The following is a 12,584-nucleotide window of genomic DNA, read 5'->3' as shown; positions in this document are numbered from 1 at the left end:
AGGTGCCCCATGCGCAGATGGTTCTGGCTAGCGTTGCTCTTGCTTTCGGCCTGTACCCCTTCAGGCCCCAACCTGACGCTCTCTCCCAGCCGGGCGGCGTTGGGGGAGGAAGTAGAAGCCCGGCTCAGCGGGATGAGCCCGGAGGGTACCCAAGTCTTTGTGGGCAGCGTGGAGGCCACGGTGACGGCCCGTGAAGCCGGACGGCTGCGCTTCAAGGTGCCCAGCGTGCCGGGCGGCCCTCAGCCGGTGCGGGTGGTGGCCGGAAGCCGGGAGGCGCGCGCCACCCTGGGCGTACTGGGCCAGGTAGACCCCACGCGGATCCTGCTCCGGCTGCCCCTGGGGCAAACCCCCAAGCTCCCTAAAGACTTCAGCCTGATCCAAAAGGACGACCTCTCGGACTGCGGTTTCGCCTTGGCCGAGCTGGGCTATAGCGGTGAAGCCTTGGGCAAAGCTCTAGAAGAACTGGAGGCCCAGGATCCCAGCTACAAAGCCGACCCCGAGAGCTTGTGGAGCCTATCCGGCACCCCGGGCGGAGAAGCAGTGGGGGCTCCTTTGGCCACGAACCGGGGCTACAAGGGGCAGGGGGTGCAGGTGGCGGTGCTGGACACCGGGGTGGACGCAGCTATTCCCCAGCTCCCGGGCTACAACTTTGTGGACAACGACACCACCCCTCAGGACGCCTTCCCAAACGGCCACGGCACCGGCGCAGCGGGGTTGGTGAGGGAGGTTGCCCCTGAGGCTCAGATCATCCCGGTGCGGGTCTGCGACGGGAACGGGGTCTGCCGGGCCAGCCGGGTGGTGCGGGGGGTGTGCTGGGTGGTGCAAAACCGCCATGGCCCCACCGTCCTAAACCTGAGCCTGGGGGGCGATACCCCAGTGGAAGCGCTGAAGCTGGCCCTGCAAGCCGCGCTGAGCCAAAACATCCCGGTGGCCGCCGCCGCGGGGAACCAGGGGCAGCAGGGCAGCCCCACCCACTACCCGGCGGCCTTCGACCTGCCGGGGCTGGTGGCCGTGGGGGCCTTGGAGGATAACCCTACCCAAGGGGGCCTGAGACCTGCCCCCTACAGCACCCAAGGCCCCTACGTAGACCTGGCCGCACCGGGCACCGACCTTGACTGCATAAAGCCCGGGGGGAGCGTGGGTAGCTGCACCGGCACCTCCTTCGCCACCCCGCTGGTGGCCGGGGCCATGGCGGTGTGGCTTTCGGCCCAGCCCAACCTGAGCCCGGCCCAGCTCCAGCAAGCCCTACAGCAGCACGCCAAGCCCTTGCCTTACCCCAGCCAAGCGGTGGGCGCGGGGATGCTTGACCTGAGCCAGGACCCCTGAGCCGGGCCTGGAATCAAAGGACCCCTGGCCTGTGCCAGGGGCCTTCGCTTTTCGCTCACCCCGTATAGCCTCTCGGCAGTCCGCCCATTCAGAGAGCGTTCAGGCTGGTTTAAGAGCGTTTTTGCTAGCGTTGCCTCCGGAGCCGAAAGACTCCAGGAGGTCGAGATGAAACGAAGCCTGTTGATGGCCCTTATGCTGGCCCTTGGGATACTGGCCGCTTGCAGCCCCAACCCCACCCAGGCCCCCCTCGAACAGCTCACCCAAAACGACGCGGCCCTCTACGACTCCGAGCAGGCCCTGTTGGACGAGGCGGTGAACGCCTTTTCCGACCTCATGCCTCAGAGGGTAAGCCCTCAGGCCGCCGCGCCACGCCCCCTGACGATGGTCAAGGATCGTGAAGAAATCGTGCTCATCGGCGGGCCGTGGCGCCCACCCTTTCCCTGGCCTTTGGTGGACAAACCCCTTTTCATCACCATCAAGCAGCCCTCGCCGCAGTGCACCCCCCCATCCCGTTGCTACCCGCAGGCCAGAATGGCCTACTTGCGGCAGTCCCCTCAAGGAGGCTATGAGCTGGAGTGGTTCGGCGCCCCTGGAACCCCTTCGGTGCGGGTTCCTGCCCAGGTGGAGCAGCAGGGCAACCTCGAGGGTGTCGACACAGCAAAAGTCAGAGTCAAGATCTCCATCAATCCGTTCGAAAAAGAAATCGACATCATCATCGTGTTTGGCAGCAATAACGACCCCAACCCGGCCCGGATGCACATCGTGAGCAGCCTGCCCCCCGACACCCTGCCGGGCCGTCCCCTGAACAGCACCCTAGACACTGGCACCTACGAGGCCAAGTTCAAGGACATTTGCTGCGGCCGGCCCAAACCCTTCCCACCCCTCTGGCCGCCCATTTGGCTCCAGCGGGAAGATGTTTCCGTGGTGGCCGTGCCCTACGACAATCCCAAGCTGCGGGATAGCACCCCCATCGAGGAACTGGTGGGGGAAAACCTGGGCTTCCTGTACCTGCGCAAGAAGCCTTGGCTGCCCGGCCCCACCACCGACTGCGGCCCCGCAAACGTGTGGTGCCCCTCGGAACCGGATCTCTTCCTGAACCTGCGTTTAGTGCGAGACACCGCCGGTGGGTATGCCGTGCAACTCACCAAACTGGCCGATCCCAAACAGGTCATCGCCACCCTACCCGCTCAGGTGCTGCCCAATGATGGCCCCGCCGGCATGGGCATCGAGGACAACATCACCTCACCGGAGGAGCCTACCCTCAAGATCAAATGGCCCAAGATCAAGATCATCATCATCATCTGCAAGAACTGCAACGTGAACATTAACTAGACCATTTTGAGCCCTACAGCAGAGGAGGCGGGGGTCACAACCTCCGCCTCAAACAATGAACTACTTGCAACCAACTACGTTTGGTTGGAGTTTCGCGCGACCATCCTCACAGGCTCAGACGTGTGTAGGGCACTTGCCTGCGGCTCCCTTTACGCGCATTCCCGTTCCAGGGACGACCTACAACAGCATTATACAGGGCTTCGCCCTGGTGGGGCTATCCTTCCCCGACCGACCGAACTGCGGGGGGACTGCCGCCCCACACCCTCTATGGTTCAAAACTGGTATTGGGCGGCAGGAAAATCTTCATGCTCCAGGGCCGCTCTAAACTCGGCCACGTCGGTCTGGGGTGGCTCCAGGCCCAGCAGGTCGCGCTCGGTATGCAGGGCTTTGGCCAGGGGGGGTGTGCCGCAGCCGGTTGAGTTCGCGCCGCAGGTGGCCTTGTCCTGCTCGCTCCAGAACAGTCCGGTCATCGAGCGGCGCAGCCTGCGGGGTGGGGTAATCTGCCAGGCTCAGCTAGACCACAACCCTGGAGACTGCGCTATCCTGCGGGGCAGTAGGTCTACCAGGCCGGTATGAGCGCCTTCCAGCACCCGCTCGAGCCATCTCCAGGCCGCCGGGTGAGCCTCCACAAAGGCGGCCACCAGGCTCGAGGTGTCGAAGAGCAGCCTCATCGGAAAAGCTCGTCCAGACGGTCTTCTCGGAGCCGGGTCAGGGCCTGGCCTAAGTCGCCGGTGGCCTCGCTGGCCACCACCAATACCTTCCCCTTGCGCCGCAGGGGGGGTGGGGTACGCAGGGGTTGCAGGGTGAGCCGGCCCTCCTCCACGCGCACCTCGAGGGTATCCGCTGGCCGCAAGCCCAGCCGCTCACGCAACTTCTTGGGAATGAGCACCCCCAAAGCGGTCCAAGGTGGTCTGCATATTGCCAATATTAGCAGATTTTGCCAAAAGCAGGGCGAAAGCTGCTTCCGAATCAGACTTTTAGAGCGCCTCGTCCTTCGAGACCCTATTGACAACTTGAGGAGCAGGATCTATATTCAAGGCACAAAAACGATTTCGGAAATGATTTTGGCACGTCACCCACGCTACGTCGCCGAAAGGGGGTTATGAACACACGCGTCTCCATCCAGGATGTGGCCCAGCTCGCCGGGGTCGCCGTGAGCACGGTCTCCAGGGTGCTCAACGGCTACCGCGACGTGTCCGAGGAGACCCGGGCCAAGGTGCAGCGCGCCGTCGAGCAGCTCGGCTACCGGCCTAACCAGGCCGCCCGCACCTTCCGCACCGGCAAGACCCAGTCGGTCTCGGTTCTGCTGCCCATGATCGGCACCGACTTCTACAACCGCCTGATCAACGGCATCGACCAGGGGCTCGCCCAGCGCGACTACGATGCCGGGCTCTTCCCCCTGCTGAGCCCGCGCCGCCTCGAGCGCTACCGCAACCCCTCCGCCCCCCCCTACAACGCCGACGGCCTGATCCTGGCCTCGCTCAACCCCGACCGCCTCTTCGAGGGCGGCAAGATCCCCGCCGACCTGCCCACCGTCCTCGTCGACATCGCCCACACCGCCTACGACAGCGTGACGGTGGATCACGTCGAGGGGGGCTACCTCGCGGGTCGGCACCTCCTCGAGCGCCCCGCCCCCACCTTCGTGGTCATGATCGAGGAGCGCTTCGACACCCCCTTCGCCAGCGGCGTCTTCCGCGAGCGCCTCAAGGGCTTCCAAAAAGCCTTCCAGGAAGCCGGGGAGAAATTGTCCAAGGCCAACGTGATCACCGTCGAGTTCAGTTGGGATGGTGGGCGCCTGGCGGCAAAAGAAATTCTCCAGCAGCTCAAGGGTCCGATCAACATCTTCGCCACCTGTGACCTACTGGCTCAGGGTCTCATCGACGAGTTCGCCCACAAGGGGATCAAAGTCGGAGGCGAGGTGCGGCTGGTGGGCTACGACGACCAGCCCTGGGCCGAGGCCTACGGGCTGTCGACCGTGAAGCAGCCCATCGAATCGATGGGGGGGCTGGCCGCGCGGCTACTGCTGCAACGGCTCGAGCGCCCCACCGCCGAGGTCACCCACCGGGTGCTCAGTCCGCGGTTGGTGGTGCGGGAGTCGTCCAGGGTCTAGGGGGTGAGGCAGCTGCACAAAACAACCCGTGGTCGGCCTTAAGCTTCCGCCTCACACTCTCGGAGGACGGCGAGGGGGTGTTGAACGAATGGCACAAAGAACTGCTTGGCAAAAACTGGCGTTGGTACTTGGACTGGCCCTGTTACTGGCGGGGTGTACACAAAAGGAGGGCGTAGGGCCCGCAAACCCCGCCAACCCAGCCGTAGTGACCAGCGAACCGTTCAACGAGGACGACATCGTATACATGGTCCTCACCGACCGCTTCAACGATGGCAATCCCGACAACAACAACCAGGGCTTCAACGAGTACCGACCCGGCAACCTCAAGTTCTATCAGGGCGGGGACTGGCAGGGCCTGATCAACCAGTTCAACTACATCAAGAACCTCGGGGTCACGGCCATCTGGATCTCCCCGGTTTCTGACGATCAGGACGTGAGCAAGGACGGGGGTGAGGCTGGGTATCACGGCTACTTCACCTACGACTACAACGCGCCCAACCCCCACTTCGGCAACACCGCCAAGCTGCAAGAATTCGTCAACTTGGCCCACGCCAACGGCATCGCAGTGATCCTCGACGTAGTCCCCAATCACACCGGCGACTTCCTTGACCCCCAGGCCACCGCGTATAACCCGCCCAACAACGCCCCGGCAGCCCCGTTCAACAACCCCAACTGGTACCACCACAACGGCAACATCACAGACTGGAACAATCAGTACCAGGTCGAGAATTACGATTTAGGCGGCCTTGACGACCTCGACCAGTCCAACCCGGATGCCAAGGCGGCCATCATTGGCGCGTACCAGAATTGGTTTAACACAGTAGGGTTCGATGCTGCACGGGTGGATGTGGCGCGCGGGATGCCCAAATGGTTCCTGCAGGAGTTCGAACAAGCCCTAGGCAAACCCACCTTTGGGGAGGTCTTTGAAGGCAGCGTGGACTACGTCGCCGACTACCAGCGATACGAGTGGGGCGTGCTGGACTTCCCCCTGTTCTTCACCATCCGCGACGTATTCGCCTACGACCAGAGCATGAACAAGCTCGGCGACCTGTTCGCCCAGGATTACAAGTACCAGAACCCACTGCGGCTGGTGACCTTCATCGACAACCACGACCGCGACCGCTTCCTCACCGTGGGCGATGACGACTGGCGTCGCCTGCGCCTGGCGCTAAGCTTCATCTTCGCCGCGCGCGGCATCCCAGACGTCTACTACGGAACTGAGCAGGCCTACTACGGCGATGGCCGGCCTAAGGAATGGTCAGGGATTGCCAACGAGCACAACCGCGAGATGCTCAGCAGCTACAACCAGAACCACAACATCTACAAGCATATCCAGCGCCTCACCCAAATCCGCAAAGACTATGTTGCCCTCCGGCGCGGCACCCAGCGGGAGATGTGGAAGGATAACCAGGTCTACGCCTTCTCCCGGCGCGTCGATTCCAGTGGGGCCGAGGCGATCGCGGCATTCACCAACGCCTGGGATCCGCAAACCCGCACCATCCCCCTGCGTGCGGAGAGCACCCTGGCGGTGGGAACCGTGCTTACCAACCTGCTCGACACCAGCCAGACGGTCACGGTGCAATCCGGCGGCGTGACGGGGAAGCAGATCACCGTGACGCTGGGGGCCAAACAGGCTGCGATCTTCGTGCCCGGAAGCGTCGCTCCCTACAGCCCACCGACCACCACCCTGACCAAGATCAAGGTCCGCTACAACGTCGGCTGGGGAAACTCGATCTTCATCCGCGGCAGCCAGTATCCCCTGTGGTGGGACATGGGCCGGGGCGCGCATAACGAGGGGCCCGACCTGTGGACCTGGCAGACCGAACGCATCCCGGCGGGCACTTGCGTGGAGTACAAGCCTCTTATTAACGACACCACCTGGTCCCAAGGCGTCAATTACACCGTCTGCGGCGGCCAAACGGTCGAGATCTACCCGACGTTCTAGTTCGGTCAAGGAGGAAAAGTATGAAAGCACACTGGCTCAAGGCAATCGCAACCGCCGCCGTCGCGCTCCTCAGTCTGGGTACGGCGCAGAAGCTCACCTTCTGGCACTACTGGGACGGGGCCAACGGGCAGGTTCTGCAGGGCCTCATCGAGCGCTACCAGAAGGAACACCCCGGCGTCATCATCGAGGCAGTGTTCGTGCCCGGCGGGGAGTTGCTGACCAAGCTGCAGACCGCCATCACCGCCCGGCAGACCCCCACCATGGCCATCTCCGACTTGGTCGCCATGCCCCTGCTCACCCAAAGCGGCGCGCTGGCCCCGCTCGATGATTACATCCGCCAGAGCAACCTCAACCTCGCCGACTACTTCCCCGGCCCCCTGGTCTACGGGCTCTACCGGGGCAAGCGCTATAGCCTGCCGGTGAGCGCTTCCAACCTTGGGCTGTTCTGGAACAAAAACCTCTTCCGTCAAGCCGGGCTCGACCCTAACCGACCCCCACGCAATTGGGACGAGCTGTTGCGCTATGCTAAGCAGATCAAGGAGAAAACCGGCAAGTGGGGCATAGAGCTCTTCACCCAGGGCGGCGAGGGCACCACCTGGCAGACCCAGGTGTACTTCTGGGGCGCGGGGGCCGAGTTCCTCAATGCCAATAACATCGCTCCGGCCTTTAACTCGCCCCAGGGGGTGCGGGCCCTGCAGTTCCTGGTGGACCTGGTGCAGAAGGAGAAGGTGGCTCCGGTGGCCCCGTGGGGCCTCTTCGGTCGCGGCGAGGCCGCGATGGTGATGGACGGCTCGTGGATGACCCAGTTCTTCCCGCAGCAGGTCAACTTCGAGCTGGGCGCGGCTGCTTTCCCGTACCCTGCCGGTGGACGCCCGGCTACCAACATGGGTGGGGAACAGATCTTCATCTTCCAGAACGCAGATGCGGCTGCTGCCAAGGCGGCCTGGGACTTCATCAACTGGTTTAGCAGCACCCCCGTACAGGTCGAGTGGGACCGGAGCACCGGCTTCCTGCCGGTGCGGCGTTCGGTGGCGAACGACCCGGCCTACCGGGCCTGGGTGAGCAACGCCCGCCCCCTGATGCGCCCCTTCGTGGACTCGATGGCCTTTGCCAGGCCCCGCCCGCCGGTGGCCCGCTATCCCCAGATCTCGGATATCTTCGCTAAATACGTGCAAGAAGCCTTGCTGGGTCGGCTGAGCCCCAAGGAAGCCCTCGACCGGGCTGCACAAGAAGTCGCGCCGCTGCTGCGCTAAGGCAAGGGAGTGTTTGATGAATGGGGTGCGCCTTCACCAAGTGGGCTCCGCTGCCCATCGGGGTTGGAGGCGTACCCTTGGGGAGTTACCAGCGGCATTATTTTTCCTGCTACCCACCATTGCGGTATTGGGTACCTTCAACTTCTACCCGGCCCTCTACTCGCTCTACCTCTCGCTGTTTGAGTGGAACGGCCTCTCACCCACCCGTGAGTTCGTGGGGCTGGCCAACTACACCAGGCTGCTGGCCTCCGGGGAGTTCTGGAACTCGCTCTGGGTCACCCTGCGCTACGCGGGCGGGGTGACCCTCTTAGCGCTGGCCCTCGGCCTGGGGGTGGCCGTGCTGCTCAACCAGCCCATGCGGGGACAGGCCCTCTACCGGGTGCTCTACTTCCTGCCGGTGATCACCCCCACCGTGGCCAGCGGAGTGGTGTGGAAGTACCTCTTCGACCCCACCCAGGGGGTGGTGAACCGGGGGCTCGCGGAGGTGGGGCTGGTAGGTCCTTCCTGGCTCAGCGACCCCTCCTGGGCCCTGGTGGCTGTGATTGTGGTGGGGGTATGGAAGCGGGTGGGCTTCAACATGGTGGTCTACCTGGCAGCCCTGCAGGGCATCCCCAAGACCTACTACGAGGCGGCCCAGCTCGACGGGGCGGGCCCTTGGCAGCAGTTCCGCTATATCACGCTACCTCTGCTAGCTCCGACCACCTTCTTCCTGGTCGTCACCGCTCTCATCGACGCCTTCCAGGTCTTCGACCTGGTCTACGTGATGACCTCGGGCGGGCCGTTGGGGGGCACCGATGTGCTGGGCTACTACCTCTACCGCCAGGGCTTTCGCTATAGCGAGCTGGGCTTCGCCTCGGCAGTGGCCTACGTGATGTTCGCCCTGATCTTTGTGGTCACGCTGATGCAGTTCCGTTTGACGCGAGGAGGACAAGAGGATGGCTAGGTCTTTGAGAGTCGTGCTGACCCACCTGCTGCTCGCGGGCGGAGCCTTCCTCTCAGCCATGCCCTTTCTGTGGATGCTCACCACCGCGCTCAAGCCCGAAAGCGCGCTGTACCAGCCGCCCCTGCTATTTCCTACGCACTTCCAGTGGGAGAACTTCGCCAAGGCCTGGCAGGCCGCGCCCTTCCCCCGCTTCTTCCTCAACAGCGCGGTGATGACGGTGGGAATCGTCCTCTCCCAGACGCTCTTCTCGGCCATGGCCGGCTACGCCTTCGCCCGGATGCGCTTCGCCGGGCGCAACCTGCTGTTCTTCTTGGTGCTGGGCACCATGATGATCCCCTTCCCCGTGACCCTCATCCCCAGCTTCCTGGTGGTGAACGCCCTGGGCTGGATCGACACCTACAACGCCCTCATCGTCCCGCGGGCGGTCTCGGCCTTCGCGATCTTCCTCTTCCGCCAGTTCTTCCTCTCGCTGCCCAGGGAGCTCGAGGAAGCTGCTTTGATGGACGGAGCTGGGCGCCTGACCCTCTTTTTCCGCATCGTGCTGCCCCTGTCCACCCCGGTGATCGCGGCCAGCGCGATCTTCTCCTTCCTCTTCGCCTGGAACGACTTCCTGTGGCCGCTCTTGGTGACCAACTCACCGGACATGCGCACCGTGCAGGTGGGCCTAGCCATGTTCCAGGGGCAGTACGGGGTGTTCTGGACGTTGCTTTGTGCAGCCGCCACCATCGTCACCTTACCCGCCATCCTGGCCTTCCTCGCCGCGCAGCGGCAGTTCATCGCCGGCATCACCAACACCGGCCTCAAGGAGTAGTGCCGTGCAGATCCCCGACTGGGTTCAAGACGCCGTCTTCTACCAGATCTTTCCTGAGCGCTTCCGGAACGGCGACCCCGCCAACGACCCACCCGGCACCGAGCCCTGGGGCGCGGCCCCCACCCGCGATAACTTCTTCGGTGGGGATCTCGAGGGCATCATTCAGGGCCTCGACTACATCGCCGACCTGGGCTGCAACGCCCTCTACCTGACCCCCATCTTTAAAGCCGCTACCAACCACAAGTACGACACCTACGACTACTTTCAGATTGATCCCCACTTTGGCGACGACACTACCTTCGATCGGCTGGTGACTGAGATCAAACGGCGGGGGATGCGGCTGGTGCTCGACGGGGTGTTCAACCACTGCGGCGTGGGCTTCGCGCCCTTCAGAGACCTGCTCGAACAGGGCGAGCGCTCGCCCTACCGCGACTGGTTCATGCCCTACGGCTTCCCCCTGCGGCCGGAGCTGCCCAACTACGCCACCTGCGGCGGGGTGGGCTGGCTGCCCCGACTCAATACCAAGAACCCCGAGGTCGAGGCCTTCGTGCAGGAAGTGGTGCTCTACTGGCTAGGGCGCGGCATCGACGGCTGGCGTATGGACGTGGCTTACGAGCTCGAGCCCCCTTTCTGGCGCCGCCTGCGGCAGGCGGTGAAGGCGCGCTACCCCGAGGCCTACCTGGTGGCCGAGGAGTGGCGCGACCCCTGGCCCTTCCTGCAGGGCGACACCTTCGATGGGGCCATGCACTACCGGCTGCGCGAGCTGCTCTTCGACTTTTTCCTCAAGAACGCCCTGGCCGCCGACAGCTTTGCCCGCGCCCTCACCCTGCTGCGCGAGCGGCTGCCCGAGGGTTCGGAATGGGGGATGCTGACCCTCCTGGGCAGCCACGACACCTCGCGTGTCCTTACTGAATGCAGCGGGAACCCTAAGCTCGTGCAGCTTCTTTTTACCTTTCTGCTAACCTACCCTGGCGCCCCGATGCTCTACTACGGCGACGAGAACGGGATGGAGGGCGGCAACGACCCCGACTGCCGCCGCCCGATGCTCTGGGAGCCGGAGCGCTGGAAGCCAGAGATCCGCGCCACCGTGCGCCAAATGCTGGCCCTGCGCAGAGCGCACCCCGTGCTGAGGCGGGGCGCCTTCGAGGTGGCTTACGCCGAGGATCGGGTGTTTGCTTTCTACCGGGTGCTGGGCGGGGAACGGGTGCTGGTGGTACTCAACAACACCCCGGTGCCCCGTGAGCTTGCCCTGCCGGTGGCATTCCCCGAGGGAACTCACCTCATTGAGGTCTTGAGTCACAAGGAGTTCACTGTACGGAACGGGTCTGTTCACTTTGCCCGGTTGGAGCCCCTGAGGGGCTGGGTTTTGCTGAGTAGTGGCTAATTGCCCACTCTCTCGAGCCAAAGTGAATAGCTTAACCACCTACCTTTTGCCGTGAGATGCAAAAATAAAGGCCGCTATGCTTGATAAGACCATAGCGGCCTTCTGCACCATAGACGACCTCCTTCCCCTTCTGGGCCACAACGACGACCCCCAAACCAAGACCCCCTCCAGCATCCTCCTCACCCTCGCCATCCTGGCCGCCCTCCACTTCGGCGGCCACCACCAAAAGACCCTGGCCTTCGCCCGAGACTTCGCCCTCTTCTCCTACCTCCTATTTCCTATTCCCGCTATTTCCTATCTCCTATTTCCTACCTCCTGGCCCTCCTCCCCCTTTCTCACGCGCTTGAGGCAGGAGGGGTTTGTCTTGAAGGTGCTCACCTTTGTCCTGGCGCACAACATCCGGCTTTTGACAGAGAAGATGGGGTGGGTAGCAACTTGGGTTGCAACTTGGGTTTAAGTAATACCGGATTCAAAAAGATAATCCCCCAAAGCAAAGACCTTCAGAGGCTATCTTTTTGAATCCTAGAGCACTCCCTTCGGTCGGGTTAGTTCGTCACCATTCGGTGACGAACTAACCGAATCTGGTATAATTCCGAATCAGTCTGGGCTATACTCCCCCCATGAATGCCCTGGCCCTCTGCCGGCAGGGCCGATACGCCGAGGCCCTCTCCCTAGCGCGGCAGCAAAGGGAGCTTCGAACCGCTGCAACCCATGCGAAAGCGCTACACGGTGGAGGAAGTTTCTCCGGTTTCGGCGGAAGAATGGGATTATATTGTCTCTAACTTCATGAGCCCCAAGCGCTGGCAAAAGTATCCTGAAGGGCAGGAGGTGGTCACGGCTGGATAGAAAAAGCCCCCTCTGGTCCCTATTGTTCCCAGCGCTGCGGCACATCTTCCGCGCAGCCCCCGGGGAGAGCGCCATCCTGTTGGGGCTATTGGCCCTGGGAGGCCTCGTACCGGTAGCGGTGCTGGGCCTCCTCCAGTTCGTCTTCTTGGGTCTTTTCCTGGTGCGCTTTGAAGCCCTTGCCTGGCCCTGGAACAGCCTGGGCTACCTCCTGCCCCTGACCCCCTCGGTCATGGCCCTGCGTCTCCTTTTAGGGCGGGGTGAGGCCCCCGGATGGGATCGCCTGGTTCTTGCCGGGGTCAACGCGCTGGTCTACCTGACCCTGGGGGTGGGGTTCTTCCGGCGGGCCCTTCGCCGGGTGCGGCGGCAAGGTACGCTGGGCGCCTACTGAGGGGAGCCCAGCCACGACTCAGGGGCGGTGGTGAGGCTCGGGATGGTGGCCGGTACCCGCATCACCGCGGAGGAAATCCTATCGCCGTCTGGCCGCGGGCGAGCGCGCAGAGGACATCCTAAAGGCCCACCCCCAGCTCACCCAGTTGCGGTAGTGCCCGTAGACCATCTTCCCCGGTGGGTAGCCCGGCAGGGGGGCTTCCCAGGGCCGCCCCAGCTCCTACGGGTTTCTCGCAAGTTTTGTCGT

Annotated in this window: 13 protein-coding genes; 10 read left to right on the top strand and 3 right to left on the bottom strand. The window is 63.5% G+C overall.

The window, feature by feature from the left end; translation table 11 throughout:
• Positions 1 to 9: 9 nt before the first annotated feature.
• Positions 10 to 1,326: a S8 family serine peptidase gene (locus B047_RS0114690; RefSeq protein WP_026234936.1), complete on the top strand. Its 1,317-nt coding sequence runs from the start codon at positions 10 to 12 to the stop codon at positions 1,324 to 1,326.
• A gap of 165 nt (positions 1,327 to 1,491) precedes the next feature.
• Positions 1,492 to 2,658 (top strand): hypothetical protein, encoded by a 1,167-nt coding sequence (locus B047_RS0114685; RefSeq protein WP_018467733.1) that lies wholly within the window; start codon positions 1,492 to 1,494, stop codon positions 2,656 to 2,658.
• Between the two features lie 272 nt (positions 2,659 to 2,930).
• Here the strand turns inward: B047_RS0114685 and B047_RS0114680 are convergent, their stop codons facing one another.
• From B047_RS0114680 to B047_RS16965, 3 genes are read right to left on the bottom strand one after another with little or no spacing between them, the layout of a single operon-like run.
• Positions 2,931 to 3,128, bottom strand: coding sequence for a hypothetical protein (locus tag B047_RS0114680; protein ID WP_018467732.1), 198 nt, complete (start codon positions 3,126 to 3,128; stop codon positions 2,931 to 2,933).
• Positions 3,129 to 3,167: 39 nt separating this feature from the next.
• A complete protein-coding gene (locus B047_RS17735; protein WP_018467731.1) occupies positions 3,168 to 3,329 on the bottom strand; it encodes a hypothetical protein in 162 nt (53 codons plus the stop codon).
• Entirely contained in the window at positions 3,326 to 3,547 is a 222-nt protein-coding gene (locus tag B047_RS16965) for an AbrB/MazE/SpoVT family DNA-binding domain-containing protein (RefSeq protein ID WP_211209162.1), read from the bottom strand. The genes B047_RS17735 and B047_RS16965 overlap by 4 nt, the downstream gene beginning before the upstream one ends.
• Positions 3,548 to 3,760: 213 nt before the next feature.
• Between B047_RS16965 and B047_RS0114665 the strand changes: the two genes are divergently transcribed.
• The 8 genes from B047_RS0114665 to B047_RS16960 all read left to right on the top strand — a co-directional run bounded on the left by B047_RS0114665 (position 3,761) and on the right by B047_RS16960 (position 12,338).
• Complete coding sequence (locus B047_RS0114665; RefSeq protein ID WP_018467729.1) at positions 3,761 to 4,768, top strand: LacI family DNA-binding transcriptional regulator; 1,008 nt, start codon at positions 3,761 to 3,763, stop codon at positions 4,766 to 4,768.
• Between the two features lie 205 nt (positions 4,769 to 4,973).
• Positions 4,974 to 6,713: an alpha-amylase family glycosyl hydrolase gene (locus B047_RS0114660; protein ID WP_018467728.1), complete on the top strand. Its 1,740-nt coding sequence runs from the start codon at positions 4,974 to 4,976 to the stop codon at positions 6,711 to 6,713.
• Between the two features lie 20 nt (positions 6,714 to 6,733).
• Positions 6,734 to 7,966 carry an ABC transporter substrate-binding protein gene (locus B047_RS0114655; protein ID WP_018467727.1) on the top strand — a complete coding sequence of 411 codons (1,233 nt, stop codon included), beginning with the start codon at positions 6,734 to 6,736 and terminating at the stop codon, positions 7,964 to 7,966.
• Positions 7,967 to 8,093: 127 nt separating this feature from the next.
• Positions 8,094 to 8,909, top strand: coding sequence for a carbohydrate ABC transporter permease (locus B047_RS0114650; RefSeq protein WP_018467726.1), 816 nt, complete (start codon positions 8,094 to 8,096; stop codon positions 8,907 to 8,909).
• Positions 8,902 to 9,720, top strand: a complete 819-nt coding sequence (locus B047_RS0114645) for a carbohydrate ABC transporter permease (RefSeq protein ID WP_026234934.1) — start codon at positions 8,902 to 8,904, stop codon at positions 9,718 to 9,720. The genes B047_RS0114650 and B047_RS0114645 overlap by 8 nt, the downstream gene beginning before the upstream one ends.
• 4 nt (positions 9,721 to 9,724) lie before the next feature.
• Complete coding sequence (locus tag B047_RS0114640) at positions 9,725 to 11,104, top strand: glycoside hydrolase family 13 protein (protein WP_018467724.1); 1,380 nt, start codon at positions 9,725 to 9,727, stop codon at positions 11,102 to 11,104.
• A 76-nt stretch (positions 11,105 to 11,180) separates the two neighbouring features.
• On the top strand, positions 11,181 to 11,561 hold the full coding sequence (locus B047_RS18025) for a hypothetical protein (protein ID WP_018467723.1): 381 nt from the start codon (positions 11,181 to 11,183) through the stop codon (positions 11,559 to 11,561).
• Positions 11,562 to 11,972: 411 nt separating this feature from the next.
• The gene (locus tag B047_RS16960) at positions 11,973 to 12,338 is read left to right on the top strand and encodes a hypothetical protein (RefSeq protein WP_018467722.1); all 366 of its coding nucleotides are present in this window, start codon (positions 11,973 to 11,975) and stop codon (positions 12,336 to 12,338) included.
• Positions 12,339 to 12,584: the final 246 nt, after the last annotated feature.

The sequence above is a fragment of the Calidithermus timidus DSM 17022 genome, assembly GCF_000373205.1.
GTDB lineage: Bacteria > Deinococcota > Deinococci > Deinococcales > Thermaceae > Calidithermus > Calidithermus timidus.
Note: the sequence above shows the minus strand (reverse complement) of the source record. Positions and strands in the feature narration are given on the sequence as shown.

What these genes read in the sequence shown, in the direction of transcription:
- B047_RS0114690 (WP_026234936.1), top strand. Translation starts at nt 10, where the DNA reads ATGCGCAGATGGTTCTGGCTAGCGTTGCTCTTGCTTTCGGCCTGTACC.
- B047_RS0114685 (WP_018467733.1), top strand. Translation starts at nt 1,492, where the DNA reads ATGAAACGAAGCCTGTTGATGGCCCTTATGCTGGCCCTTGGGATACTG.
- B047_RS0114680 (WP_018467732.1), bottom strand. Translation starts at nt 3,128, where the DNA reads ATGACCGGACTGTTCTGGAGCGAGCAGGACAAGGCCACCTGCGGCGCG.
- B047_RS17735 (WP_018467731.1), bottom strand. Translation starts at nt 3,329, where the DNA reads ATGAGGCTGCTCTTCGACACCTCGAGCCTGGTGGCCGCCTTTGTGGAG.
- B047_RS0114665 (WP_018467729.1), top strand. Translation starts at nt 3,761, where the DNA reads ATGAACACACGCGTCTCCATCCAGGATGTGGCCCAGCTCGCCGGGGTC.
- B047_RS0114655 (WP_018467727.1), top strand. Translation starts at nt 6,734, where the DNA reads ATGAAAGCACACTGGCTCAAGGCAATCGCAACCGCCGCCGTCGCGCTC.
- B047_RS0114645 (WP_026234934.1), top strand. Translation starts at nt 8,902, where the DNA reads ATGGCTAGGTCTTTGAGAGTCGTGCTGACCCACCTGCTGCTCGCGGGC.
- B047_RS18025 (WP_018467723.1), top strand. Translation starts at nt 11,181, where the DNA reads ATGCTTGATAAGACCATAGCGGCCTTCTGCACCATAGACGACCTCCTT.